Genomic DNA, 24847 nt, shown 5'->3' with positions numbered 1-24847 from the left:
GTGCTGGCGGTGCTGGCGGTGCTGGCGGTGCTGGCGGTGCGCCGGAAGGCTTTCGGTGCTGCCGGAGGCTTTCGGTGGGCTTTCGGTGGGCTTTCGGTGCCCCCGAAGACGGTGGATCTTCCGTTTTCGGGGGCACCAACGTGGGGTACGGCGCGTGTGGGAGACAATGACGGCATGGAAATGCCGAGGAATGACCGGTCGCAGGAGCACCCGCAGGTCCTTGTCGTGGGCCAGGACGGAATGGCTATCGGCGGCGGTGCCAGTGACGACGAGTCGCGCGAGGTCCCGGTGACGGAAATGGTGGAACAGCCCGCGAAGGTCATGCGCATCGGCAGCATGATCAAGCAGCTCCTGGAGGAGGTCAGGGCGGCCCCTCTCGACGAGGCGAGCCGGGTCAGGCTCAAGGAGATCCACGCCAGCTCCGTGAAGGAGCTGGAGGACGGCCTGGCGCCGGAGCTGGTCGAGGAGCTGGAGCGGCTCTCTCTGCCGTTCACCGAGGAGTCGGTGCCCTCCGAGGCCGAGCTGCGGATCGCCCAGGCACAGCTCGTGGGCTGGCTGGAGGGCCTGTTCCACGGCATCCAGACGGCGCTGTTCGCGCAGCAGATGGCGGCCCGCGCCCAGCTGGAGCAGATGCGCCGCGCCCTGCCGCCCGGCACGGGACACGAGGACGACGAAGGCGGCGCGGACCCGCACGGCCCGATCCGTTCGGGTCCGTATCTGTAGACCCCGTCTCCCGCCCTATCCGCCTTGTCCGCCTCCTGAAGTCCGAGGACCGACCACGAGGGGCCCGGCGCGCACATCACGGTGTGCGCCGGGCTCCTCGTCGTGTGTGCGGCCCGTTCACGGAGTCAGGAGTCAGGTATCCGCTTTACGGGGCAGGGTCAGGCGTCGGCCGACGGCCGCTTTACGGGGCAGGCGTCGGCAGACGGCTTGTCCGCTCAACCGGTTGACCGGTCAACCGGTCAGGCGGTCAGGCGTCGGCCGACGGCGCGACCAGGAGCACCTTCCCGATGTGCGCGCTGGACTCCAGCACCCGGTGCGCCTCGGCGGCGTCCGCCATCGGCAGCGTCCGGTCCACCACCGGCCGGACCACCCCGTCCGCGATCAGCGGCCACACGTGCTCGCGTACGGCGGCGACGATGGCGGCCTTCTCGTGGAGCGGGCGGCCCCGCAGGGAGGTCGCGGTGACGGCGGCCCGCTTGGTGAGCAGGGCGCCGAGATTCAGCTCGCCCTTGGCCCCGCCCTGGAGCCCGATGATCGCGAGGCGGCCGTTGACGGCGAGCGCGGCGATGTTCCGGTCCAGGTACTTGGCGCCGATGAGGTCCAGGATGACGTCGGCCCCCGACCCAGCGGTGTTCTCCCGCAGCTCCTCGACGAAGTCCTGCTCGCGGTAGTTGATGAGGATGTCCGCCCCCAGCTCGGCGCACCGGGCGAGCTTCTCCGGGCTGCCCGCCGTGACCGCGACCCGGGCCCCGACCGCCTTCGCCAGCTGGATCGCCATCGTGCCGATGCCGCTGGAGCCGCCGTGCACCAGGAAGGTCTCGCCGGGGCGGAGGTGGGCCACCATGAAGACGTTGGACCACACCGTCGCGGTGACCTCGGGGAGCGCCGCGGCCTCCACCAGGTCGACGCCCTCCGGTACGGGGAGGAGCTGGCCCGCCGGCACGGCGACCTTCTCCGCGTAGCCGCCGCCCGCCAGCAGCGCGCACACGGCGTCGCCGACCGCCCAGCCGGTCACCCCGGGACCGAGCGCCAGAATCCGGCCCGCGCACTCCAGGCCGGGGTAGGGGGACGCGCCGGGCGGCGGGTTGTAGAAGCCCTGCCGCTGGAGCACGTCCGCACGGTTCACGGCGGAGGCGACGACCTCGACGAGGACCTCGCCGTCGCCGGGTACGGGATCGGGCACCTCGGCCCACACGAGCGCCTCGGGGCCGCCTGGTTCGGGAATCGTGATCGCATGCATGGCCGCGAGGCTACTCCGGCACGGCGTACGTTCAGGGGCGCGGCGGCATCGAGTTGTTCGGCGCGGAGGCGGAGCTGGGGCTCTTCCGCACGATGGTGATGACGCGGTCCGTCAGCTGCAACGGGCTGGCCGCCGGGTCGTCGTAACCGAGCAGCCGGTGCCCGCGCAGGACGCTGACGACCAGGTCGTCCGTCTCCCGTACGTTCTTGCCCACCTCGGCCTTTATGACCGGCCGCTCCACCAGGTCGAGGCCGCTGCCCTGCTGGATCAGGTCCTCCATCACCGTGCCCGCGCTGGGGCTGAGGACGGAGAGGCCGAGCAGCCGCCCGGCGGCACTGGCGCTGGTGATGACGGCGTCGGCGCCGGACTGCCGCAGCAGGGGAGCGTTCTCCTCCTCGCGCACCGCCGCCACGATCTTCGCCCCACGGTTCAGTTGACGTGCGGTCAGGGCCACCAGGACGGCGGTGTCGTCGCGCTGGGTGGCGATGATGATCTGCCGGGCCTTCTGGAGCTCCGCGCGCAGCAGGACATCGCTGCGGGTGGCGTCGCCGAGCACGCCGGTGAATCCCTCGGCGTTGGCGGCCTCGATCACCTTGGAAGCCGGGTCGACGACGACGATCTGGTCCTTCCGCAGGCCGGTGGTGCAGAGAGTCAGGATCGCCGAGCGGCCCTTCGTGCCGAAGCCGACGACGACGGTGTGGTCACGCAAGTTGGATCTCCAACGCTTCAGCCGGAAGTCCTCGCGGGTCCGTTCCGTGAGGACTTCGAGAGTGGTGCCGACCAGGATGATCAGGAAGAGCACGCGCAGCGGTGTCACGAGCACCACGTTGATCAGCCTGGCCCCGTCGCTGTACGGGGTGATGTCCCCGTACCCGGTGGTGGAGAGGGTGACCGTCGCGTAGTAGACCGCGTCGAGCAGATCGACCTTGCCGTCGGCGTTGTCGTTGTAGCCGCCGCGGTCGAGCCAGACGATCAGCACGGTCGCGGTCAGGACGAGCAGCGCCATCAGCAGGCGCTTGCCGACCTGGCGGGCCGGGCCGTCGACGACCCGGCGGGGCAGCATCACCCGGGTCGGCACGACCACTTCTTCGGCTCGCCTGGCCATCGCGTCGTGGCCGGGAAGTTTCACGTGAAACACCCTTCCGTCCACGGCGTCGCCGGGGCCCATGGGAGATCCAGAATCTCCACCTCGGTGCCGGACCGTACCCCGCCCGGCACCACCACGGCCAGCCCGTCCGCCGCGGCGATTCCCCGCAGCATCGCGGGCCCGTTGTAGCGCAGCGGCGCGACATGGTCCCGGCCACCCGCCCGGCCCGCGCGGTGGACCACGGGGACGAGGCGGGTGTCGTGCGGATGCCCGTGCACCTCGGCATGGACGAGAGCCCGGTACGCGTCCTGGGCGGGGCGGCCCGCGATCCCCGCGAGCAGCGGCTCCACGAGCGTCAGGAGGCCTGATACGGCCGCGAGCGGATTGCCGGGCAGCCCGACCAGATAGGGCCCGTCCGGCGGGCCCTGCGGCTGTCCTTTCGGCGTTCGCCTCGGCTGTCCCTGCGGTTGTCCGTTCGATGCTTCCGGCGGCGGTCGCTTCGGCTGTGCCGAAGCCGGCAGCCGTGCCAGCAGCATGGGGTGGCCGGGGCGGACCGCGACCCCGTCCACCAGGAGTTCGGCCCCGAGGGAGTCGAGGACCGGGTGCACATGGTCGACCGGACCGGAGGCGGTGCCGCCGGTGGTGACGATCAGGTCGGCGTCGGAGGCGGTGAGGGCGTCGCGCAGCGCTTCCGCGTCGTCGCCGAGGCGGCGGGGCCCGGAGACCTCGGCGCCCAGGGCCCGCAGCCAGGGGCCGAGCATGGGGCCGAGGGCGTCCCGGATGAGCCCGTCGTGCGGCAGGCCGGAGGCGAGCAGCTCGTCGCCGAGGACGAGGATGTCGACGCGCGGACGGGGCACGGCGGGCAGCGCGTCGTACCCGGCGGCCGCGGCGAGACCGAGCACGGCCGGGGTCACGACCGTCCCGGCCGGGACGAGCTGCTCGCCCGAGCGGCACTCCTGGCCCCGGGGTCTGATGTCCTGCCCGGCGACCACCGGCCGCCTGGCGTGCAGCAGCCCCTTGGCCTCGTCGGCGTGCGCGTGCTCGCTGCGGATGACCGCCGTGGTGTCGGGCGGAACGGGGGCGCCGGTGGCGATCCGTACGGCGGTGCCGTCGGGCAGCGCGGTGCCGGGGCCGCGCCCGGCGAGGAGCCCCGCCCCGGCCCCGAACGCCCAGGGCCCCGGCCCGGCGACCGCCCAGCCGTCCATGGCCGAGGTGTCGAAGGACGGCAGATCGGTGAGCGCGCCGAGCGGCTCGGCCAGCACATGCCCGAGCGCGCGGTCGAGCGGCAAACGGATCGCCGCGAGCGGAGCCGCCCGCCCGGCCCGCGCCGCGACCGCCCGCGCCCGGTCCCAGGAGAGGGGCGGGCGTGAGAGCGGAGGCGGGGCGCCGGTCGGGGTGGGGCCGCCCGGGGCGGCGCTGTTGGCACTGTTGGTGCTGTTGGCGCTGTTGGCGCTGTTCAGGGTGGAGTGGGGGCTGCCGGTGGGGGCGTCGTTCGCGTCACCGTGCGGGCCGCCGACGGAGGCGTTCCGTCGGCGGTCGGGGTCCCGGCCCGGGCCGGATCGCGCCCCGCCGACCAGGGCCAGCGCCTGCTCGACGGCCCGCTCCGCCTCCGCCTCCGCATGTGCGAGTTCGTCCGGGTCAGGGCGGGAGCGACCGGGTCCGACCGGGTCGGGGCCGGTCATGGGGTCCCGGTCCCTTCGCGCCCCGCGTCGGGCTTCGTCTCCGCGTCCGCTTCCGCGTTCGTCTCAGCTTTCGTCTCCGCGTTCGCTTCTGCTTCCCAGCGCAGGGCCAGGGCGGTGGCCTTGCGAGCGGCCTCCGTGACCGCTGCCGCGGCCTCGTCGGGACCCGCGCCCGCGCTCGCCCTGGCCGCCGCGTACCCGACCAGGAAGGTCGTGAGCGGTGCGGCGGGGCGGGCCACTCCGTGCGCGGCGTCACGGGCGAGGTCGAGCAGGACACCGGTGTCGACGTCGAGTTCGATTCCCAGTTCGTTCTTGACCGAGGTGATCCATTCGTCCAGCACGGCCCCATGCTCCCTGATCCGGGCTCTGGCGGCCGCGATGTCGCCCCAAGTGTCGCAATCGAACGCGGCGTCGGGGCCCGCGTCGACCCGGGCGAGATCGAGCTCCGCCGTCAGGAGCCGGAGCGGCAGCCCGGCGAGCCCCCCGTACTCGGTGGCGAGCAGGGCCAGCTCCCGGCGGAGCGGCTCGGCGCGGTAGGCGGCCACCAGCGGCTGGTCACGCCCGCCGGGGTCGGTGCACAGGGCCCCTTCCCGGCCGGGCTGTCCGGCCGCGGCGAGCAGCGCGTCGACCGTCCCCGCGCCGAGGAACGGAAGGTCGGCGGAGAGGACGAGAACGCGCTCCGCCGTCGTCAGCCGCAGCCCCGCCCCCAGCGCCGCCAACGGGCCGCCGCCCCCGGGCACTTCCCGGGTCCAGAGCACCGGTCTGGCGGTGGCGCGACGACCGCCCACCACGACGGTGAGCGCCGCGCCGGCGCAGGCCGCGAGCACCCGGTCGAGCAGCGCCCGGCCGCCCACCCGGACTCCTGGCTTGTCGGCGCCGCCGAGCCGCTTCGCGGCCCCGCCGGCAAGGACGATCACGTCATAGGCGGTCATACGTCGAGTATGGGCGGCGGCCCGGAGCGACACCCCCGCCGGGGTGGCCGGAAGGCCCGGCCCCGGAAGGGTGCGTCCGGCGGGGCGCCGGCCGGCCGGCTACAGGGTGCGCAGCAGCACCGCCGGCTGCTCCACGCAGTCCGCCACATACCGGAGGAAGCCGCCCGCGGTTCCGCCGTCGCACACCCGGTGGTCGAAGGTGAGGGACAGCTGGACGACCTGACGTACGGCCAGTTCGCCCTGGTGCACCCACGGCTTGGGCATGATCCGGCCGACGCCGAGCATCGCCGCTTCCGGGTGGTTGATGATCGGCGTCGAACCGTCGACCCCGAACACCCCGTAGTTGTTCAGCGTGAACGTGCCTCCGGTCAGCTGGGCCGGGCTCAGCTTCCCGGTCCGCGCCAGCTCGGTCAGCCGGGCGATCTCGGCCCCGATCGACTCGACGTCGCGGGTGTGCGCGTCCCGGACGACCGGAACGACGAGGCCCCGCTCGGTCTGGGCCGCGAACCCGAGGTGCACGCCGGGCAGCCGGACGATCTCCCGGGCCTCCGTGTCCACGGTGGAGTTGAGCTCGGGGAACCGGGCCAGCGCCGCCGTGCAGATCCTCGCCAGCAGGGCCAGGACCGACACCTTCGGCCCGGCGGACGGGCCCGTGGCGGCGTTCATCGCGGCCCTGACCGCCATCAGTTCGGTGGCGTCCGCGTCGACCCAGCAGGTGGCGTCCGGGATCTCGGTCCGGCTCCGCGACAGCTTGTCGGCGACCGCTCCGCGCACCCCGCGCAGCGGGATCCGTTCGGCGGCCGGAGCAGCCGGGGGAGGGGGAGCCGCAGGCGCCTGGGCCGGTGCCTGTGTCGGTGCCTTGGTCGGTGCCTTGGTCGGCGCCTGGGCCACACGTGCCGTCGCCGCCGCGGTCTCCTCCGCCTGCCGGATCGCACCGTCGACGTCGGCACGCAGGATGAGCCCCTCGGGACCCGAACCCGCCAGCCGCCGCAGATCGATGTCGTGCTGCCGGGCCAGCCGGCGTACCAGCGGAGAGACCACCGGCACGGGCTCCTGCCCGTTCATCACAGCGACAGCCGCGGCCACGGGAGCGGTCTCGGTGGCACCGGTCGCGGGAGCCGTGGCGGACGCCGCCGGGGCGAGCGCGAGCTCGTCGGCCCCCGGGGCGTCGGGCACCGGGGCGTCGGGCACCGGGGCGTCGGGCACCGGGGTCCGGGCGACCGTCCGGTCGAGTCGGTCCGGCCGGATGCGCCGACGCCGCGCGGCGGGAGCGCCCGTCCCGTACCCCACGAGCACGTTCCCCGAGCCGCCCGAGGACGCCGTGCCGGAGGCGGTGGAGGCGGTGGAGCCGGTGGAGGTGGTGGGGCGGGTGGAGGCGGTGGAGGACGGGGCGGAGGACAGGGACGCCCCGGAGAGATCCAGCCCCTCCGGCGCTCCGACGGCGACCGTCAGCAGCGGTGCGCCGACAGGAAGTTCCGTGCCCTCCTCGCCGAACCGCGCCGTCACCACGCCCTCGTAGGGGCAGGGCACCTCCACCATGGCCTTGGCCGTCTCGACCTCGACGACGGGCTGGTCGATGGCGACGACGTCGCCGACCTCCACCAGCCAGCGGACGATCTCCGCCTCGGTCAGTCCCTCACCGAGGTCCGGCAGCTTGAATTCGAGCACCTTGGCCATCAGCTGTCCGCCTCCCACTGCAACCGGGCCACCGCGTCGAGCACCCGGTCCACTCCCGGCAGATGGTGCCGCTCCAGCATGGGCGGCGGGTAGGGGATGTCGAACCCGGCCACCCGCAGCACCGGAGCCTCCAGATGGTGGAAGCACCGCTCGGTGATCCGGGCCGCGATCTCACCGCCGGGCCCGCCGAATCCGGGGGACTCATGGACGACGACCGCTCGCCCGGTGCGCCGTACCGACGCGGCCACCGTCTCGTCGTCGAACGGCACCAGCGAGCGCAGGTCCACCACTTCGAGGTCCCAGCCCTCGGCGACCGCCGCCTCGGCGGCCTCCATGCAGACCGGCAGGGAGGGCCCGTACGTGATCAGCGTGGCGCTGCGCCCGGGACGGCGCACCACGGCCTTGCCGATCGGCTCGACCGCGGCGGGAGCCTCGGGCGACCAGTCGGCCTTGGACCAGTAGAGCCGCTTGGGCTCCAGGAAGATCACCGGGTCGTCCGAGGCGATCGACTCGCGCAGCAGCCCGTACGCGTCGTCGACCGTGGCCGGTGTGACGACGTGCAGGCCGGGGGTGGCCATGTAGTACGCCTCGGACGAGTCGCTGTGGTGCTCGACCCCGCCGATCCCGCCCCCGTACGGCACCCGCACGGTGATGGGCAGCGGCATGGCCCCGCCGGTGCGGTTGCGCATCTTCGCGACATGGCTCATCAACTGCTCGAACGCGGGGTAGGCGAACGCGTCGAACTGCATCTCCACCACGGGCCGCAGCCCGTACATCGCCATGCCGACAGCCGCGCCGAGGATGCCCGCCTCGGCCAGCGGGGTGTCGGTGCAACGGTCGTCGCCGAACTCCTTCGCCAGCCCGTCGGTGATCCGGAAGACCCCGCCGAGCGTGCCCACGTCCTCACCGAGCACATGAACGGTGGGGTCTTCTGCCATCGAGTCGCGGAGCGCGCGCCCGAGGGCCTGCGCCATCGTGGCCGGTTTCGCCTTCGTCCGACGTCCGTCGGCCGTCACTGCCGCGGTCGTCATCGTCCCGCCTCCGCGTCGTGCTCGTCGTGGTCCTGCTCGGCGTCCAGCTCGGCACGCAGGGCGGCGGCCTGCTCCCGGAGCTGGCTGGTCTGCTCGGCGTAGACATGGGTGAACAGGTCCATCGGGGCCAGCTCCGGATCCGCGTTCATCCGGTCGCGCAGGGCGGCGGCCATGCGTTCCGCGGCCTCCGTCGCCTGCGCGATGCCCTCGTCGTCCAGCAGCCCGCGCCCCGTCAGCTCACGCTCCAGCAGCCGCACCGGGTCGTGCGCCTTCCATGCCTCGACCTCGCTGTCGCCCCGGTAGCGGGTGGCGTCGTCGGCGTTCGTGTGGGCTTCCATGCGGTAGGTGACGGCCTCGACGAGGGTCGGGCCCTCGCCGCGCCGGGCCCGTGCCACGGCCTCGCCGAGGACCTGGTGCACCGCGGCGGCGTCGTTGCCGTCGACGAGGCGCCCCGGCATCCCGTAGCCGACGGCCTTGTGGGCGAGGGAGGGGGCAGCGGTCTGCTTGGCCAGCGGAACGGAGATCGCGAAGCCGTTGTTCTGGACGAAGAAGACGACCGGGGCCTTCCAGACGGCCGCGAAATTCAGCGCCTCGTGGAAGTCGCCCTCGCTGGTGCCGCCGTCGCCGACCATGGCGAGCGCCACCACGTCGTCGCCCTTGAGCCGGGCGGCGTGCGCCAGCCCCACGGCGTGCGGGAGCTGCGTGGCCAGGGGCGTGCACAGCGGGGCGATGCGGTGCTCGCGGGGGTCGTAGCCGGTGTGCCGGTCTCCCCGCAGCAGGGTCAGCGCCTCCACCGGGTCAAGGCCGCGCGCGACAGCGGCCAGCGTGTCGCGGTAGCTGGGGAAGAGCCAGTCGCGCTCCTCCAGGACCAGGGCCGCGGCGATCTCGCACGCCTCCTGGCCGGTGCTCGACGGATAGACCGCCAGCCGGCCCTGTTTCGTCAGCGCGGTGGCCTGGGCGTTGTAGCGGCGCCCGCGGACCAGCTCGGCGTGGAGCCGGAGCAACAGCTCGGGGTCGACGTCGGCGACCGCGTCCGTACCGAGCACCCGGTAGGGCTCCGGGTCCGGGAGCAGCGGGGCGGGGTCGGTGATCGGCTTCCAGGCCGGGGGCGGCGTGGGCCGGTAGGCGGCCGCGCCGGGCAGCTCTTGGACCGTCATGAGAAGCACCTCCTGGCATCGAGGGAGATCGGGGGGTGGTCGATCGGGGGTCGACAAGGAGCGAGATGTCGAGGGGTGGGCGGGGCACGGATGTGGTGTGCCTCACCTACCGATTGTTCGGTCGCGAGGGCATTTTGGCTACAGGCGCCGCCAGCCTGTGGACAAACGGTTCTCCACAGCCTGGGATAGGAACAGGTCGTCCACAACAGGGAGGCGCGGGCCGATGGCAGCTGAACAAATGGCCGACAGGGGCGAGGAGCCGCGCCAGGCGGCGCCCGCGGCCGCACCGCCGACCGCACCCTCCGCCACGCCGCCGACCGCATCCGCGGCCGTACCGGGGGCCTCGTCCGCGGTCGTCCCGTCGACCGCGTCTGCCGGCCCGGTGGCGGAGCCCCCGGTTCCGCCCGCGCGGCCGCTGGACGCCATCGACCGCGACATCCTGCGCATCCTCCAGACGGACGGACGCGCGTCGATACGTTCCGTGGCCGAACGGGTCCACGTCTCGCGCGCCAACGCCTACGCCCGGATCAACCGGCTCGTCGAGGACGGCGTGATCCGCGGGTTCGGCGCCCGGGTCGACCACGAGCGGGCGGGCCAGGGGGCGTCCGCGTACATCACGCTCAAGATCGTGCAGAACTCCTGGCGCACCGTGCGCGAGCAGCTTCAGGCGCTGCCGGGGGCCACGCACATCGCCCTGGTCAGCGGCGACTTCGACGTACTGCTCCTGGTGCACACGCCGGACAACCGGGCGCTGCGGGAGCTGGTCCTCACCCGGATCCAGTCCATCCCCGAGGTGCTCTCGACGCGCACCCTGCTGGTGTTCGAGGAGACGGACCTCGGACCGCGCCCGGACCGGCCGGCCGAGCTCGCCTGACCGCGAAGCCGGCCCACTCGCCTGACCGCGAAGGGCGGGCTCAGCGTCCGTTCGCCCGCAGCCCCTCGAAGGCCAGCTGGACGATGGTGTCCGCGAGCTGCTCCTCCCCCGGGAAACCGCCCGGCTGCGGGCGGTACCACTCGACCAGCGAGTTCACCATGCCGAACAGCAGCCGGGTCGCCAGCCGTATGTCCACGTCCGCCCGGAGGTCGCCCTCGGCGACCGCCGCCTGGAGCAGCTCCGACACCCGCTGGTCGAACTCGCGGCGCCGCTCCAGCGCCCAGCGCTCCGTCTTCGTGTTGCCGCGCACGCGCAGCAGCAGGGTGACGTAGGGGACCTCGGCCATCAGCAGGTCGACCGTCCGGCGCGTGACGTACTCGACCCGCTCGACCGCGCGCCCGCGCTGCGCCCCCGGCTCGTCGAGAATGGCGAAAAGCCCGTCGAGCGCCCGGCTCACGGCCCGGCGCAGCAGTTCCTCCTTACCCGCCACATGGTGGTAGATGGAGGATTTCGAGATGCCCGCCGCCCGGGAGAGGTGCTCCATGGAGGTGCCGTCGTAGCCGCGCTCGTTGAAGACACGGACGGCGACGGTGAGCAGGGTCTCCGGTGTGTACGTGTCCCGCTTGGCCGTGGTCATGTCCGCGATCCTCCCCCATGAGGGATCGTCCCCGCACAGTCGGGGACCGTCGAAGTTGTCCACAGGTTCCCCAGGACCTCTTGTCCCGACCGATCGTTCGGTTACTCTGACTCCGTCCGTACGTCCCCGCCCGGCTCGATGAGGAGTTGGTCCGCCATGGCCGCCGTGCTCACCCCCCAGCAGCTGTCCGAGACCCACCGGCCCACGCTCGACCAGTCCCTCGACACGATCGGTACCCGCGCGTACTGGTCGCCGCACCCCGAGCACCCGAAGGCCTACGGGGAGGGCGGCGCCCCGGGCAGTCTCGGCGCGGCCGAGGGCAAGGCCGCTTTCGACGCCGTCCTGAACACCCGTCTCGACCTGGGGCAGCCCGGCACCGACGGCTGGACCGGCGGCGAGGTCTCGCCGTACGGGCCGGAGCTCGGCGTCGAGTATCCGCACGCCGACCTGGACGTCCTGCTTCCGGCGATGAAGGCCGGCACGGCCGCCTGGCGGGCGGCCGGACCGGAGAACCGGGCCCTGGTCTGTCTGGAGATCCTTTCGCGGATCAGCGCCCGCACCCACGAGCTGGCCCACGCCGTGATGCACACGAGCGGCCAGGCCTTCATGATGGCGTTCCAGGCGGGCGGCCCGCACGCCCAGGACCGTGGCCTGGAGGCCGTGGCGTACGCCTACCGGGAGCAGGTCCGCACCCCGGAGACCGCCGACTGGTCCAAGCCGCAGGGCAAGCGCGATCCGCTGAAGCTGCACAAGTCGTTCATCACATCCGGCCGCGGCATCGCGCTGCTCGTCGGCTGCAACACGTTCCCCACGTGGAACGGCTATCCCGGCCTCTTCGCCTCCCTCGCCACCGGCAACCCGGTGCTGGTCAAGCCGCACCCGCGCGCCGTGCTTCCGCTGGCCCTCACGGTGTCCATCGCCCGCGAGGTGCTGAGCGAGGCGGGCTTCGACCCGAATCTGGTCGCGCTGGCCGCCGAGCGGCCCGGCGAGGGCATCGCCAAGACCCTCGCGGTCCGCCCCGAGATCCGGATCATCGACTACACCGGCTCCACCGCCTTCGGCGACTGGCTGGAGGAGAACGCCCGCCAGGCCCAGGTCTACACGGAGAAGGCCGGCGTCAACACGATCGTCGTCGACTCCACCGACGACTACCGGGGCATGCTCGCCAACCTGGCTTTCTCCCTCTCGCTGTACAGCGGCCAGATGTGCACCACCCCGCAGAACCTGCTGATCCCCCGGGACGGCATCGCCACCGACGACGGCGCCAAGTCCTACGACGACGTGGTCGCCGACATCGCGGCCGCCGTCACCGGACTGCTCGGAGACGACGCGCGCGCGTCCGCCCTGCTCGGCGCGCTGGTCAACCCGGACGTCAGGGCCCGGGTGGAGGCCGCCGGTGAGCTGGGCGAGGTGGCCCTCCCCTCGCGTACGGTCGCGAACGCCGAATTCCCCGACGCGGTCGTCCGTACGCCGGTCGTCGTGAAGTTCGACGGCACCAAGACCGACGACGGCGCGGCCTACCTCTCGGAGTGCTTCGGGCCGGTCTCCTTCGCCGTCGCCGTCGAGTCGACGACCGCCGCCCTGGACCTGCTCCGCCGGACGATCCGCGACAAGGGGGCGATGACGGTCGGCGCCTACACCACGTCCCCCGAGGTGGAGCGTGCCATCGAGGAGGTCTGCCTCGACGAGTCGGCCCAGCTCTCGCTGAACCTGACCGGCGGGGTCTACGTCAACCAGACCGCGGCCTTCTCCGACTTCCACGGCTCCGGTGGCAACCCCGCAGCGAACGCGGCGCTGTGCGACGGAGCCTTCGTCGCCAACCGCTTCCGCGTGGTGGAGGTGCGCCGCCAGGCGTGACTAGAGGTTCCCTCGCGGGTCCGGAACGTCGGCGTGGCGCTGCACCCACGCGTGCATCGCGATGGCCGCGGCGGCGCCCGCGTTGATGGACCGGGTCGAGCCGAACTGCGCGATCGAGCACACCATGGAGGCGTGCTCACGCGCTTCCTCGGTCAGACCCGGCCCCTCCTGACCGAAGAGCAGGACGCAGCGGCGCGGCAGCTCGGTGCGCTCCAGCGGTACGGCGCCGGGGAGGTTGTCGATCCCGATGATCGGCAGCCTCTCGGCCGCCGCCCACGCGGTCAGGTCCGCCGTGTCGGGGTGGTGGCGCACATGCTGGTAGCGGTCGGTGACCATGGCCCCGCGCCGGTTCCAGCGCCGACGGCCCACGATGTGGATCTCCTTGGCCAGGAAGGCGTTGGCGGTCCGCACCACGGAGCCGATGTTGAAGTCGTGGCCCCAGTTCTCCACGGCGACGTGGAAGTCGTGCCGCCGCAGATCGAGATCGGCGACGATCGCCTCCCGCGTCCAGTAGCGGTACGCGTCACCGACGTTGCGCCGGTCGCCCTGGGCCAGCAGCTCGGGGTCGTAGCGCTCGCCCTCGGGCCAGGGCAGCGGGTGCGGCCCGACACCGACCGGCTGGCCGTAGCCGTCGTCGTACTGGAGGGGTTCCTCCTGAGGAGGCCCCGCCGGGGAGTCTCCCGCCGGGCGGGGTTCCGCCGCTGTCGGGGTCTGCTGGGTTCTGCCGGTCTCACTGCTCACCCGACGAGCGTATGGCCCCCGCCGCCACCCTGGAGCCGAGGCTCCTCCGTACCGCCCCGGCCGTCCTCCACCGGCCCGGCCTCCGCCGGGCCCGCGGGGTCGTGCGCCGCGTCGACGGTTCCGGGCTTCCCCGGTGTGCGCGACCGGCCGGGCAGCCCGGAGAGCAGCCGCCGCCCGCCGATCGTGGCGCGCGCTCCCAGCCACATGAGGAAGGCCGTCGGCAGGAACACGGCGTCGGCCGCGATCATCGCCATGGAGAAGAACGGCAGCCCCAGGAGCAGGGCGATGCCCGCGTGCTCGCAGATCATCACGACCAGCAGGACGTTCTTGACGCGCCGGTTGAACAGCGTGAACGGAAAGGCGACCTGCACGATGACCGTGCCGTACGTCAGCACCATCACCATCAGCCCGCTGGCGCCCAGGATGTCCGAGAGGGCGGGCCACGGGGTGAAGTAGTCGAGGTTGAGCGGGTAGTAGAGCGCCGTGCCGTCCTGCCAGCGCGATCCCTGGATCTTGTACCAGCCGGCGGTCGCGTAGATCAGGCAGACCTCGGCCATGATCACGGTGAGCGTGGCGTTGTGCACGAGGTTGGCCAGCACATCGAGCAGGGTGCGCGGCTCGCCGTGCGGCAGGTAGCGGTTCACGGCCCACCAGGCGGCGGCGGAGAGCCAGATCGTCCACAGCAGGGTGGGGAGCCACCAGGTGCCGCCGAGACCGCCCATCAGCGTGGCCGCCACGAGGACGGGGCCGAGGAGCACCCAGAGCACCGGGCCCACGATGTCCCGCAGGGGCGGCAGCCCCGCCGCCGCACGCTGCGCGGCGCGCGCCGCGCGCCGCGCGTCCAGCGACCAGACCTGAGCACAGCGCGTCAGCACCAGGTAGATCGCCATGAGGTGGACGACGTTGTCGCCGCCGTCGCCCATGAAGATGCTGCGGTTCTGCACGGAGAGCACGCCGACCATGAAGAGGACGGACATGGTCCGCGTCCGCCACCCGAGCAGCAGCGCCGCAGCGGACAGCAGAGTGAGGGCGTACACGGCCTCGAACCAGACCGTGCTGTCCGTCCACATCAGGACGGAGAAGGCCTCGTTGCCGTTGGTGAGCTGGCGGGCCAGGTCCCAGTGCCACGGGCTGTCCGGGCCGTACAGCTCATGGCGGTTCGGCAGCTCGCGCAGCAGGAAGAAGAGGTAGGTGGCGGCGAAGCCGATCCGGACGACGGCGCTCTGGTACGGACCGAGGGCCGAGGCGGTGACGCGCTGGAGGGCACGGGCGGGGCCACCGCTGGGGCCGCTGGGGCCGCCGGCGCCGGCGGCCCCAGCGGTGGCCCCGGGAGGGGGGGCGGCCGGGCGGGGAGCCGGGGGCTGTGCGCCCGCGTTCTGGGGGCCGACGTTCAGCGTGCCGGCGTTCTGTGGGCCCGCGTTCTGGGGGCCGGCGGGCGAGGGGACGGTCACCGGTTCTCCTCCACGCCGCGCGCCTCGTCCCGGTCCTGGTCCGCGTCACGCTCGGGAAGATCGTCCGGCGTCACGGTCCACCAGGGGAGTACCCGGTAGACGGGCCGGGTGCTGATCTTCTCGTTGCTCCACGGGGGCGGGGCGATGGAGCTGGTGGCGGAACGGAGCTGGATGCGCTCGATCGTGCCGCCGTAGTCACGCTCGCTCAGCCGCAGCATCGTGATGCGCCGCACGTAGCGCTCGGAGAGATCCCCGCGCAGACCGTTGGGGCGGTTCTCGCTGTCGTGGGAATTGACGTAAAAGTCCCAGCCCCGGCGGAGCTCGTTCTGGTCCACGTGGCTGGGGAAGAGGTTGCCGCGTATCTGTTCGCCGTCCTCGTGCGTCAGGTTCATCCACCTGGTCGTACGGCGGCCGTCGGCCCCGGCCCCCACCACTTCGGCGCGCACGTGGACGGCGACGTTCTGCTGGAGCGGGTTGGGAGCGAAGAGCTTCCAGTTCTGCTCGAACTCCGGGTAGATCCAGCGGTCGATCGTCTTCCCGTGCTGTTTGGACAGCGTGTTGGACGGGGCGACGTGCAGGAACACCATGGCCACCTGTGTGCAGGCGAGCAGCCCGATCAAGGACAGCGCCAGAGCCGCGACCACCTGGTAGGGGAAGGAGAGCCCGGCTATGCCCCGGCCGGTGGCCGAGGGATCCGCGGGATCCGGTACAGGCACCGGGACCGGCGCCAGGGGCGTCGGCGGGGGCGTCGGCGGTATGGCTTCGGGGGTGTCCCGCGCTTCCGCCGGCCGGTTCAACGCCTGCGGCCAGACGTCCTTCCCCCCGCCCGCAGAGCTCCTGTCGTGGTCCGAATCCATCCCGCCCCGATCGCCGTCGATCACCACTCAGTTATCCACAGGGTTGACACCCTACGGGCCTCCGACTCACCATTGAAGTCAAGGAACCGAACGATCGGTCGGTAGGGAGCCCGGGATGGCGGCAGTGACTGCGGACCAGACGACGCAGAAGACGCTCGGCATGGAGGACGCGGTGGACGCGGACCGCATCGCGGCTTTCGACGCGGCCGTGGCGGCGGACGAGCGGATCGAGCCGCGCGACTGGATGCCCGACGCCTACCGGGCGACGCTGGTGCGCCAGATGGCCCAGCACGCCCACTCGGAGATCATCGGCATGCAGCCCGAGGCCAACTGGATCACCCGGGCGCCCTCGCTGCGCCGCAAGGCGATCCTCATGGCCAAGGTGCAGGACGAGGCGGGCCACGGCCTGTATCTCTACAGCGCCGCCGAGACCCTGGGCACCAGCCGCGAGGAGCTGCTCGACAAGCTCCACGCGGGCCGCCAGCGCTATTCGTCGATCTTCAACTACCCCACGCTGACGTGGGCCGACGTCGGCGCCATCGGCTGGCTGGTGGACGGGGCGGCGATCACCAACCAGGTGCCGCTCTGCCGCTGCTCCTACGGCCCCTACGCCCGCGCGATGGTCCGCATCTGCAAGGAGGAGTCCTTCCACCAGCGCCAGGGGTACGAGCTGCTGCTCGCCCTCAGCCGCGGCACCGAGGCCCAGCACGCCATGGCCCAGGACGCGGTGAATCGCTGGTGGTGGCCCTCTCTGATGATGTTCGGCCCGCCCGACGACGCCTCGTCGCACTCCGAGCAGTCCATGGCCTGGAAGATCAAGCGGCACTCCAACGACGAGCTGCGCCGACGCTTCGTGGACATCTGCGTTCCCCAGGCCGAAGCGCTGGGCCTGGAGCTCCCCGACCCCGACATCCGGTGGAACGAGGAGCTCGGTCGGCACGAGTTCGGTGCGATCGACTGGGCCGAGTTCCAGGCGGTCCTCAAGGGCAACGGCCCCTGCAACGAACAGCGGATCACCCAGCGACGCAGGGCCCACGAGGAGGGCGCCTGGGTCCGCGACGCGGCAGCGGCGTACGCCGCCAAGCACGCCCCGGCGCAGCCATCACCCCGGACATCGGCACAACACAGCGCGCCCGCGCACCACGTGGAGGAGACGGCATGAGCAGCTCGACCGACTGGCCTCTGTGGGAGGTCTTCGTGCGCTCGCGCCGCGGACTGTCCCACACCCATGCGGGCAGTCTGCACGCGCCGGACGCCGAGATGGCCCTGCGCAACGCCCGCGACCTCTACACCCGCCGCTCGGAAGGCGTCTCGATCTGGGTGGTCCCGTCCACCGGGATCACCGCCTCCTCCCCCGACGAGAAGGACTCCTTCTTCGAGCCGGCCGGCGACAAGCCCTACCGCCACCCGACCTTCTACGAGATCCCGGACGGGGTGAAGCACCTGTGAGCGCCGCCCTCGCCCTCGGCGACGACGCGCTGGTGCTCTCGCACCGGCTGGGAGAGTGGGCAGGCCACGCCCCCGTGCTGGAGGAGGAGGTGGCCCTCGCCAACATCGCCCTCGATCTGCTGGGACAGGCCCGGGTGCTGCTCTCGCTCGTCGGCGACGAGGACGAGCTCGCCTACCTCCGCGAGGAACGGGCCTTCCGCAACCTCCAGCTGGTCGAGCAGCCGAACGGGGACTTCGCGCACACCATCGCCCGGCAGCTCTACTTCTCGGTCTACCAGCACTTGCTGTACGAGCGACTGGCGGCCGGGGACAGCGAGTTCACCGGACTCGCGGCCAAGGCCGTCAAGGAGGTGGCCTACCACCGCGACCACGCCGAGCAGTGGGTCCTGAGGCTCGGCGACGGCACCGAGGAGAGCCACGACCGGATGCGGAGCGGCCTGGACGCGCTGTGGCGGTTCACCGGGGAGATGTTCCAGCCGGTCGAGGGGCTCGACTCCCCGGGCTCCGGTGTCGACTGGCAGACGCTGGAGGCCGGTTGGCTCGCCGCCGTCACCGATGTCATCGAACGGGCGGGTCTGACCCTCCCGGCGGGCCCGCGGTCCGGTGGCTGGGCGGTCGGAGCGGGCCGGCAGGGCCTGCACACCGAGCCGTTCGGCCGCATGATCGCCGAGATGCAGCACCTGCACCGCAGCCATCCGGGGGCGTCATGGTGACCGACACCCGGCTGGAGGCGGAGCTGCGCGACCTCGCCGGCTCCGTGCCCGACCCCGAACTGCCGGTGCTGACCCTGGCGGAGCTCGGCGTCCTGCGGGACGTACGCCTGGACGGACCGGGCCGGGTGACCGTACAGCTCACTCCGACCTACACCGGCTGCCCGGCGATCGAGTCGATGTCCGCCGATATCGAGCGGGTGCTCCACGACCACGGCGTACCGGACGTCTCCGTGGTCACCGTCCTGGCGCCGGCCTGGTCGACGGACGACATCAGCGCCGAAGGACGCCGCAAGCTGGCCGAGTTCGGCATCGCCCCGCCGCGCGCCCAGGGCCCCGACGGCCCCGTGCCGCTGACGCTCTCGGTGCGCTGCCCGCACTGCGGTTCCACGGACACGGAACTGCTCAGCCGGTTCTCCTCCACGGCGTGCAAGGCCCTGCGCCGCTGCGTCGACTGCCGTGAACCGTTCGACCACTTCAAGGAGTTGTAGATGTTTCATCCGCTCCGGGTCAGCGCGATCGAACGGATCACGGACGACGCGGTGGCCGTGACGCTCGCCGTGCCGGCCGAGCTGCGCGAGACCTTCCGCCACACCCCCGGCCAGCATCTGAACGTGCGCTACACCGTGGACGGCCAGGAGATCCGCCGTTCGTACTCGATCTGCGCACCGGCCACCGAACAGCCCGGCGAACCGGTCCTGCGGGTGGGCATCCGCCGGGTCGACGGCGGGGCGTTCTCCACGTACGCCCTGAAGGAGCTGGCCGTCGGGGACCGGGTGGAGGCCATGCCTCCGATGGGCCGCTTCGTCCTGAAGCCACGTCCCGGTCTGTTCGCGGCGGTGGTCGGCGGCAGCGGCATCACCCCGGTGCTGTCCATGGCGGCCACCCTGCTCGACCGGGAACCGACGGCCCGGTTCTGCCTGATCCGCAGCGACCGCACAGCGGCCTCGACGATGTTCCTCGACGAGGTGGCCGACCTCAAGGACCGGTATCCGGACCGCTTCCAGCTGGTCACCGCGCTCTCCCGGGAGGAGCAGTCGGCCGGGCTCCCCTCCGGGCGGCTGGACGCCGAACGGCTCACCGGCCTGCTGCCCGCCGTGCTTCCGGTGACGGAGGTGGACGGCTGGTTCCTGTGCGGGCCGCTCGGTCTCGTACGGGGCACGGAGAAGGCCCTGAAAGCCCTCGGCGTCGACCGCTCCCGGATCCACCAGGAGATCTTCCACGTCGACGAGGGCCCCACCGACGTGGCGGTCGTCAAGGTCGCCGCCCCGTCCGACGCCGTGCTGACGGCCACCCTCCACGGCCGCTCGGGCAGCTGGCCCGTACAGGACACCGAATCCCTGCTGGAGACGGTGCTGCGAAGCCGCTCGGACGCTCCGTACGCCTGCAAGGGAGGGGTGTGCGGGACCTGCCGGGCCTTCCTCGTCTCGGGCGAGGTCCGGATGGACCGCAACTTCGCGCTGGAACCGGAGGAGACCGGGGCGGGCTTCGTGCTGGCCTGTCAGTCGCATCCGCTCACCCCGGAGGTGGAGTTGGACTTCGACCGCTGAGGTCGCTGGGGCCACTGGGTCGCTGGGGTTGTGAGGTTGTTGAGGCGACTGAGGCCACTGAGGCGACCGGGATCGCTGAGGCCACCGGGATCGCTGAGGCCACCGGGATCGCTGAGGCCACCGGCATCGCCGACGCCGCTGACGCCGCCGAGGCCCTCCGGTGCCGTGGGGGCGCTGACGCGCCCCCGCACTGTTCCCTTCCTCTAGAACCTGTTCTATCTTGACGATCCGTCAGGTCGTGCACGGTTAGCGGGAGGCCGGGACAGTGGACTTCACCTTCACCGAGGAACAGCAGGCGGCCGTCGAGGCGGCCAGGGCGGTCTTCTCGGACGTCGCACCCGACCGCGCTCCCAGCCCCGCCCTGACCCCGGGCGCCGTGGCGGAGGACATCGACCGACAGCTGTGGAACGAGCTGGCGCGCACGGATCTGCTCGGTCTCACCCTGTCGCCGGACCACGGAGGCGCGGGCCTCGACCCGATCGCGCTCTGCCTGGTCCTGCGGGAGTCGGCGAAGGTGCTGGCCAGGGTCCCGCTGCTGGAGAGCTGTGCGGTGGCCATGGCGGTCCAGCGGTACGGCGGGAGCGCCCTCGCGGCGGAGCTGCTGCCACCGGCAGGCCGGGGTGAACTGATCCTGACCGTCGGCGCCAACGGGCGCAGCGGTCACGATCCCGCCGAACTCGCCGTCGCCGCACGGCCGTACGGGGAAAACGGCGAGAACGAAGAAATCCGCGGGGGGTCGGCGTCGGCAAGCGGCTCCGGCTGGGTGCTCGACGGGGTGCAGTCCGCGGTTCCCTGGGCCCAGGTGGCCGACTGGATCGCCATCCCCGCGCACACCGCGGCCGGCCGGCCGGTCCTGGCCCTCGTGCCCCGTACCCGCGACGGCGTCACCCTGGCGGACCAGGTCTCCACCAACGGTGAGCGGCTGGCCGAGGTCCGGCTCGACTCCGTGCGGGTGACGGACCGCGAGCTGATCGACGTCCCGGGCTGCTGGGAGTGGCTGCGGTCCCTGCTCACCACGGGAACCTGCGCGCTCGCGCTCGGGCTGGGCGAGCGGGTGCTCGCGATGACCGCCGCATACACCGGCGAGCGCGAGCAGTTCGGATTCCCGGTCGCCACGTTCCAGGCGGTGGCCGTCCAGACAGCCGATCGGTACATCGATCTGCGGGCGATGGAGGCGACGCTCTGGCAGGCCGCCTGGCGGATCTCGGCCGACGCCGGGGGGCCGCTGCCCACAGTGGGCGATGTCGCCGTGGCGAAGATCTGGGCCTCCGACGGCGTCCGCCGCGTCGTGCAGACCGCACAGCACCTGCACGGCGGCTTCGGCGCGGACACCGACTACCCACTGCACCGCTTCCACGCCTGGGCGAAACAGATCGAGCTCTCCCTGGGCCCGGCCGCGGCCCATGAGGAGGCCTTGGGTGACCTGTTGGCCGCCCACCCGCTCGGCTGACCGACAGCACCGACAGCACCGACCAAGCCCGCCCAGGCCCGCCCGGATTCAGAGGACGAAGGCGGGCGTCCCGTTGTCCGTGACCATCGGGCGTCCGGCGCCGTCCCAGGCCTGCATGCCGCCGTCGATGTTCACGGCGTCGATGCCCTGCTGGACCAGGTACTGGGTGACCTGGGCCGACCGGCCGCCGACCCGGCACATCACATGGACGCGCCGGCCGTCCTCGGCGGACTCGGTCAGCTCGCCGAACCGGCCCACGAAGTCGCTCATCGGGATGTGCAGCGCGCCCTCGACGTGACCGGCCGCCCACTCGTCGTTCTCACGGACATCCAGGACGAAGCCGTCCGACGGCACCGCCGCGGCGTCCACCGAGGGCAGCGGGGCGAAGTTCATGGGTCATGCCTTCTCTCGTGCGGTCTTGGACCTCGTACACGCGGCCTCGTACTGGGGCCTCGTCCGTACGCGGCAGAGTCACCCGGAACGCTACTGCACCATCTCCGCGAGCTCGGCCTCGCGCCGGGACACCTCGCCCAGCAGTTGCTCCGCGATGTCCTCCAGCAGCTGATCCGGGTCGTCCGGGGCCATCCGGAGCATCGAGCCGATCGCGCCGTCCTCCAGCTCCTTGGCGAGCACCGTCAGCAGCTCCTTGCGCCGGCTGAGCCACTCCAGCCGGGCGTAGAGCTCCTCGCTCTCGCTCAGCGGGGCCAGGGGCTGCACCGGGCCTGCCGCCCACTCCGCCACGAGTTCCTTGAGGAGGTCGACGTCGCCGCGCCCGTAGGCGGCGTTCACCCGGGCGATGAACTCGTCCCGGCGCTGCCGTTCCGGCTCGTCCTGGGCGAGGTCCGGGTGCGCCTTGCGGGCCAGCTCCCGGTAGAGCTTGCGGGCCTCCTCGCTCGGCCTGACCCGCTTCGGCGGCCGGACCGCTTGTTCGGTGAGCATCGCCGCGGCCTCGGGGGAGAGCCCGTCGGTGTCCATCCAGTCGTGGAACAGCTCGTCGACCCCGGGCATCGGCATGACGACCGCCCGCGCCTCCCGCGCCTTGCGCTCGTCCTCCGGATCCCCTGTCCGGGCGGCCCGCGCCTCGGCGATCAGCGCGTCCAGCTCGTCGAGGCGGGTGTACATCGGACCGAGCTTCTGGTGGTGCAGCCGGGAGAAGTTCTCGACCTCCACCCGGAAGGTCTCCACCGCGATCTCGAACTCGATCAACGCCTGCTCGGCGACCTGTACCGCCCTGGCCAGCCGCGCCTCGGGGCGCGGCGCGGCGTCCTCGGGGCCGGTGGACTCCCCGGCAGCGGCGTCCGCGGGCCCGGAAGCGTCCGGCGCCCCCGGAGCGTCCTGCGCCCCTGGGGCATCCTCCGTTTCGGGGACGGGTCGGGGCGCGTCCGGCCGGTCGTTGTCCTGCCGGTCTTCATCGTTCCGGGTGGTCGGCACCCCGGCGGCTTCGTGGGTCACCCGTCCAGCGTATGGCCACGGCCCGGCGGCGCGGCACACACGGGGGCCCGGGCCTGGGCCCCACCCCGTCACGGGCAGAGCCCCACCGCTTCACGGACAGGGCACCGGCGCCTCGCGGGCCCGTCCCCATCGCGCCACCAACCCGTCATATACCGAACTCGGCGGCCAGCCTGCCCGCCTTGATCGCCCGCACCAGCTCGGCGTGATCCGCTTCCGTACGGTCGGCGTAGGTCACCGCGAAGGCGGCCACGGCCCCGTCGAGCTCGTCGTTCTTGCCGCAGTAGCCCGCCAGCAGGCGGGGGTCGGCGCTGTGCGCGTGCGCCCGCGCGAGCAGCGCGCCGGTCATCCGCCCGTAGTCGTCCACCTGGTCGGCGGCGAGCGCGGCGGGGTCCACGCTGCCCTTGCGGTTCCGGAACTGCCGGACCTGGAACTGCCTGCCGTCGACGTCCGCCCAGCCGAGCAGGATGTCGCTGACGACCTGCATCCGCTTCTGCCCGAGCACTACCCGGCGGCCCTCGTGCGCCACCTCCGGCACGTCGAAACCGACCGCGGGCAGATAGGGGGCGAGCACCGAGGGGCGCGCCTCCTTCACCTGGAGGACCAGCGGCTCGCCCCGGTGATCGAGCAGCAGCACCACGTACGACCGGGTCCCCACGCTGCCGGTGCCGACCACCCGGAACGCGACGTCGTGGATCGTGTACCGGGCCAGCAGCGGCACCCGGTCCTCGGAGACGGTGGAGAGATAGCCGCCGAGCCCGGCGGCCACGACAGCGGCCTCGGCGTCCGGGACCCGGCGCAGCACGGGCCGGGCGTCGACGAAGCGCCGGCCGCCGTCGGGGCACTCCTCGGTGGCGCGGGCGGCGAAGCGGGCGCTGGTGTTGTTGCGGGCCTTCTCCGAGACCCGCTCCAGGGTGCCGACCAGGTCACGCGCGTCCGTGTGCGAGACGAGCTCCTCGTCCGCGATCGCGTTCCAGGCGTCGAGGGCGGGCAGCCGGGCCAGCAGCCGCATCGTGCGCCGGTAGGCGCCGACGGCGTCGTGCGCGCCCCGGCGGCAGGTGTCCTCGTCGGCCCCGGCGGCCCGGCCGGCCAGCACCAGGGAGGTGGCGAGCCGCTTGAGGTCCCACTCCCACGGCCCGAAGACGGTCTCGTCGAAGTCGTTCAGGTCGATGACCAGGTTGCCGCGGGCATCGCCGTAGAGGCCGAAGTTGGCCGCGTGCGCGTCGCCGCAGAGCTGGGCGCCCACCCCGGTGACCGGGGTGCCCGTCAGATCGTGGGCCATCAGCCCGGCCGCGCCGCGCAGGAAGGCGAACGGCGTCGCCGCCATCCGGCCCACCCGTATCGGCGTCAGGCCCGGCACCCGGCCCCGGTTCGACTCCTCGACCGCCCGCACGGCGTCCGGCCGTCCCGGCGGCAGGACCAGCGAGGCGTGCGAGCTCCGCGGCACCCGGTCGCGGAGGGCCTTGCCGGCCGCCTTCGGTGAACTCCCGGCACCACGCCGGGCGAACCCGGGCACGACCGGAATGCGCGGGTCCTCGCCCGCGGTCGCCGCGACTTCCGCAGTCGCGTCGGTCCCCGTCGTTCCGGCAGTCCGCCGCTCAGGCCTCGTCGTCCCGGTTCCGCTCATGGAGCGTCGCCTCCCCCACCCTCGTACCGCTTCCGGCTGCCGGCCGTCGGACCGGTCAGCGGTCCTGTCCGCCAGCGACCGAGCACGACGGTACCGCCGGATGCCCGACGACACCCGCCGGGCCGGTGGACGGGCACCACGCGGGGAGGGCGGCCCGGTGGCCGGCAGTGGTGCGCCCGGGGCAGCCGGGTGAGGTCAGCAGCCGGTCCCGGAGCCGGCCACGTCGTCCCGCGTCGGATAGTCGTCCCGCGTCAGATAGGTGTCCGCCCACCGCCCCAGTTCCTTGAGCGCGGGCTCCATCGCGGCGCCCGCCTCGGTGAGCCGATACGCGACGCGCAGCGGCGGCCCCGCGTCAACCTCGCGGATCACCAGGCCGGCCGTGCCGAGTTCGGTCAACCGGTCCGAGAGCATGCGCTCGCTGATTCCGGGAATCGCCCGTCGCAGCTCGGCGAAGTGCACCGGTCGCTGGAGCAGCACCGAGACAATCTGGCCGGTCCAGCGCTTGCCGAACAACGCGAAGACGCGGCTGATCCCCCGGTCGACCCGCCGACAGGGCTGCTCGCCGTGATCCGCCATTCCCCCAGAATACTGGGCCACTCTTAGCGGCTTACCAAAGGTAAGTAGCCGCTCCGTGAACTCCGGCAGGGTCGGGGAGGCTCCAGGAGCACC

At 72.7% G+C, this 24847-nt stretch carries 24 protein-coding genes; 9 read left to right on the top strand and 15 right to left on the bottom strand.

The window, feature by feature from the left end; all coding sequences use genetic code 11:
- The first annotated feature begins 174 nt into the window (after positions 1 to 174).
- Positions 175 to 723: a bacterial proteasome activator family protein gene (locus tag AB0F29_RS26205; RefSeq protein WP_361876484.1), complete on the top strand. Its 549-nt coding sequence runs from the start codon at positions 175 to 177 to the stop codon at positions 721 to 723.
- 247 nt (positions 724 to 970) lie between these two features.
- On the opposite strand, the gene AB0F29_RS26200 is transcribed toward AB0F29_RS26205, so the two are convergent.
- The 7 genes from AB0F29_RS26200 to pdhA all read right to left on the bottom strand — a co-directional run bounded on the left by AB0F29_RS26200 (position 971) and on the right by pdhA (position 9526).
- The gene (locus AB0F29_RS26200; RefSeq protein WP_361876482.1) at positions 971 to 1963 is read right to left on the bottom strand and encodes an NAD(P)H-quinone oxidoreductase; all 993 of its coding nucleotides are present in this window, start codon (positions 1961 to 1963) and stop codon (positions 971 to 973) included.
- Between the two features lie 31 nt (positions 1964 to 1994).
- Positions 1995 to 3131 carry a potassium channel family protein gene (locus AB0F29_RS26195; protein WP_361876479.1) on the bottom strand — a complete coding sequence of 379 codons (1137 nt, stop codon included), beginning with the start codon at positions 3129 to 3131 and terminating at the stop codon, positions 1995 to 1997.
- Entirely contained in the window at positions 3089 to 4732 is a 1644-nt protein-coding gene (locus tag AB0F29_RS26190) for a molybdopterin molybdotransferase MoeA (RefSeq protein WP_361876477.1), read from the bottom strand. The genes AB0F29_RS26195 and AB0F29_RS26190 overlap by 43 nt, the downstream gene beginning before the upstream one ends.
- Entirely contained in the window at positions 4729 to 5661 is a 933-nt protein-coding gene (locus AB0F29_RS26185; protein ID WP_361876474.1) for a DUF6457 domain-containing protein, read from the bottom strand. Before AB0F29_RS26185 ends, AB0F29_RS26190 begins: the two co-directional genes overlap by 4 nt.
- A 99-nt stretch (positions 5662 to 5760) precedes the next feature.
- Positions 5761 to 7338 carry a dihydrolipoamide acetyltransferase family protein gene (locus AB0F29_RS26180; protein ID WP_361876471.1) on the bottom strand — a complete coding sequence of 526 codons (1578 nt, stop codon included), beginning with the start codon at positions 7336 to 7338 and terminating at the stop codon, positions 5761 to 5763.
- A complete protein-coding gene (locus AB0F29_RS26175) occupies positions 7338 to 8369 on the bottom strand; it encodes an alpha-ketoacid dehydrogenase subunit beta (RefSeq protein ID WP_018957268.1) in 1032 nt (343 codons plus the stop codon). The genes AB0F29_RS26180 and AB0F29_RS26175 overlap by 1 nt, the downstream gene beginning before the upstream one ends.
- Positions 8366 to 9526 carry a pyruvate dehydrogenase (acetyl-transferring) E1 component subunit alpha gene (pdhA, locus tag AB0F29_RS26170; protein ID WP_361876468.1) on the bottom strand — a complete coding sequence of 387 codons (1161 nt, stop codon included), beginning with the start codon at positions 9524 to 9526 and terminating at the stop codon, positions 8366 to 8368. The genes AB0F29_RS26175 and pdhA overlap by 4 nt, the downstream gene beginning before the upstream one ends.
- Before the next feature lie 238 nt (positions 9527 to 9764).
- Between pdhA and AB0F29_RS26165 the strand changes: the two genes are divergently transcribed.
- Positions 9765 to 10400 (top strand): Lrp/AsnC family transcriptional regulator, encoded by a 636-nt coding sequence (locus tag AB0F29_RS26165; protein WP_361876898.1) that lies wholly within the window; start codon positions 9765 to 9767, stop codon positions 10398 to 10400.
- 40 nt (positions 10401 to 10440) lie between these two features.
- Here AB0F29_RS26165 and AB0F29_RS26160 read toward each other — a convergent pair whose 3' ends face one another.
- Positions 10441 to 11037, bottom strand: a complete 597-nt coding sequence (locus tag AB0F29_RS26160) for a TetR/AcrR family transcriptional regulator (protein WP_215105760.1) — start codon at positions 11035 to 11037, stop codon at positions 10441 to 10443.
- Between the two features lie 156 nt (positions 11038 to 11193).
- Here AB0F29_RS26160 and paaN point away from each other — a divergent pair, with 156 nt between their 5' ends.
- Positions 11194 to 12894 carry a phenylacetic acid degradation protein PaaN gene (paaN, locus tag AB0F29_RS26155; protein ID WP_361876465.1) on the top strand — a complete coding sequence of 567 codons (1701 nt, stop codon included), beginning with the start codon at positions 11194 to 11196 and terminating at the stop codon, positions 12892 to 12894.
- Here the strand turns inward: paaN and AB0F29_RS26150 are convergent, their stop codons facing one another.
- Genes AB0F29_RS26150 through AB0F29_RS26140 form a run of 3 tightly spaced genes read right to left on the bottom strand, consistent with a single transcriptional unit; the run spans position 12895 to position 15970 of the window.
- Positions 12895 to 13635, bottom strand: coding sequence for a TrmH family RNA methyltransferase (locus AB0F29_RS26150; RefSeq protein WP_361876462.1), 741 nt, complete (start codon positions 13633 to 13635; stop codon positions 12895 to 12897).
- Entirely contained in the window at positions 13632 to 15086 is a 1455-nt protein-coding gene (locus AB0F29_RS26145) for an HTTM domain-containing protein (RefSeq protein ID WP_361876459.1), read from the bottom strand. Before AB0F29_RS26145 ends, AB0F29_RS26150 begins: the two co-directional genes overlap by 4 nt.
- Positions 15083 to 15970: a DUF5819 family protein gene (locus AB0F29_RS26140; RefSeq protein ID WP_361876456.1), complete on the bottom strand. Its 888-nt coding sequence runs from the start codon at positions 15968 to 15970 to the stop codon at positions 15083 to 15085. Before AB0F29_RS26140 ends, AB0F29_RS26145 begins: the two co-directional genes overlap by 4 nt.
- An 88-nt stretch (positions 15971 to 16058) precedes the next feature.
- Between AB0F29_RS26140 and paaA the strand changes: the two genes are divergently transcribed.
- From paaA to AB0F29_RS26110, 6 genes are all read left to right on the top strand, one after another.
- Entirely contained in the window at positions 16059 to 17105 is a 1047-nt protein-coding gene (gene paaA / locus AB0F29_RS26135; protein ID WP_361876453.1) for a 1,2-phenylacetyl-CoA epoxidase subunit PaaA, read from the top strand.
- Positions 17102 to 17392: a 1,2-phenylacetyl-CoA epoxidase subunit PaaB gene (gene paaB, locus AB0F29_RS26130; RefSeq protein ID WP_007447213.1), complete on the top strand. Its 291-nt coding sequence runs from the start codon at positions 17102 to 17104 to the stop codon at positions 17390 to 17392. Before paaA ends, paaB begins: the two co-directional genes overlap by 4 nt.
- Positions 17389 to 18105 (top strand): 1,2-phenylacetyl-CoA epoxidase subunit PaaC, encoded by a 717-nt coding sequence (gene paaC / locus AB0F29_RS26125; RefSeq protein WP_361876448.1) that lies wholly within the window; start codon positions 17389 to 17391, stop codon positions 18103 to 18105. The genes paaB and paaC overlap by 4 nt, the downstream gene beginning before the upstream one ends.
- Complete coding sequence (paaD, locus tag AB0F29_RS26120; RefSeq protein ID WP_361876445.1) at positions 18099 to 18593, top strand: 1,2-phenylacetyl-CoA epoxidase subunit PaaD; 495 nt, start codon at positions 18099 to 18101, stop codon at positions 18591 to 18593. Before paaC ends, paaD begins: the two co-directional genes overlap by 7 nt.
- Positions 18594 to 19652, top strand: a complete 1059-nt coding sequence (locus tag AB0F29_RS26115; protein WP_361876442.1) for a 2Fe-2S iron-sulfur cluster-binding protein — start codon at positions 18594 to 18596, stop codon at positions 19650 to 19652.
- 265 nt (positions 19653 to 19917) lie between these two features.
- On the top strand, positions 19918 to 21102 hold the full coding sequence (locus AB0F29_RS26110; protein WP_361876439.1) for an acyl-CoA dehydrogenase family protein: 1185 nt from the start codon (positions 19918 to 19920) through the stop codon (positions 21100 to 21102).
- 48 nt (positions 21103 to 21150) lie between these two features.
- On the opposite strand, the gene AB0F29_RS26105 is transcribed toward AB0F29_RS26110, so the two are convergent.
- The 4 genes from AB0F29_RS26105 to AB0F29_RS26090 form a co-directional block, all read right to left on the bottom strand.
- Positions 21151 to 21495, bottom strand: coding sequence for a rhodanese-like domain-containing protein (locus tag AB0F29_RS26105; protein ID WP_215105740.1), 345 nt, complete (start codon positions 21493 to 21495; stop codon positions 21151 to 21153).
- A 90-nt stretch (positions 21496 to 21585) separates the two neighbouring features.
- Positions 21586 to 22554 carry a J domain-containing protein gene (locus tag AB0F29_RS26100; protein WP_361876436.1) on the bottom strand — a complete coding sequence of 323 codons (969 nt, stop codon included), beginning with the start codon at positions 22552 to 22554 and terminating at the stop codon, positions 21586 to 21588.
- 145 nt (positions 22555 to 22699) lie between these two features.
- A complete protein-coding gene (locus tag AB0F29_RS26095; protein WP_361876895.1) occupies positions 22700 to 23998 on the bottom strand; it encodes a DUF2252 domain-containing protein in 1299 nt (432 codons plus the stop codon).
- 375 nt (positions 23999 to 24373) lie between these two features.
- Positions 24374 to 24754, bottom strand: coding sequence for a helix-turn-helix domain-containing protein (locus tag AB0F29_RS26090; RefSeq protein ID WP_361876434.1), 381 nt, complete (start codon positions 24752 to 24754; stop codon positions 24374 to 24376).
- Positions 24755 to 24847: the final 93 nt, after the last annotated feature.

The sequence above is a fragment of the Streptomyces sp. NPDC026589 genome (assembly GCF_040638385.1).
Classification (GTDB): domain Bacteria; phylum Actinomycetota; class Actinomycetes; order Streptomycetales; family Streptomycetaceae; genus Streptomyces.
The sequence above is the reverse complement of the archived record's forward strand: the minus strand, read 5'-3'. Positions and strand labels throughout refer to the sequence as shown.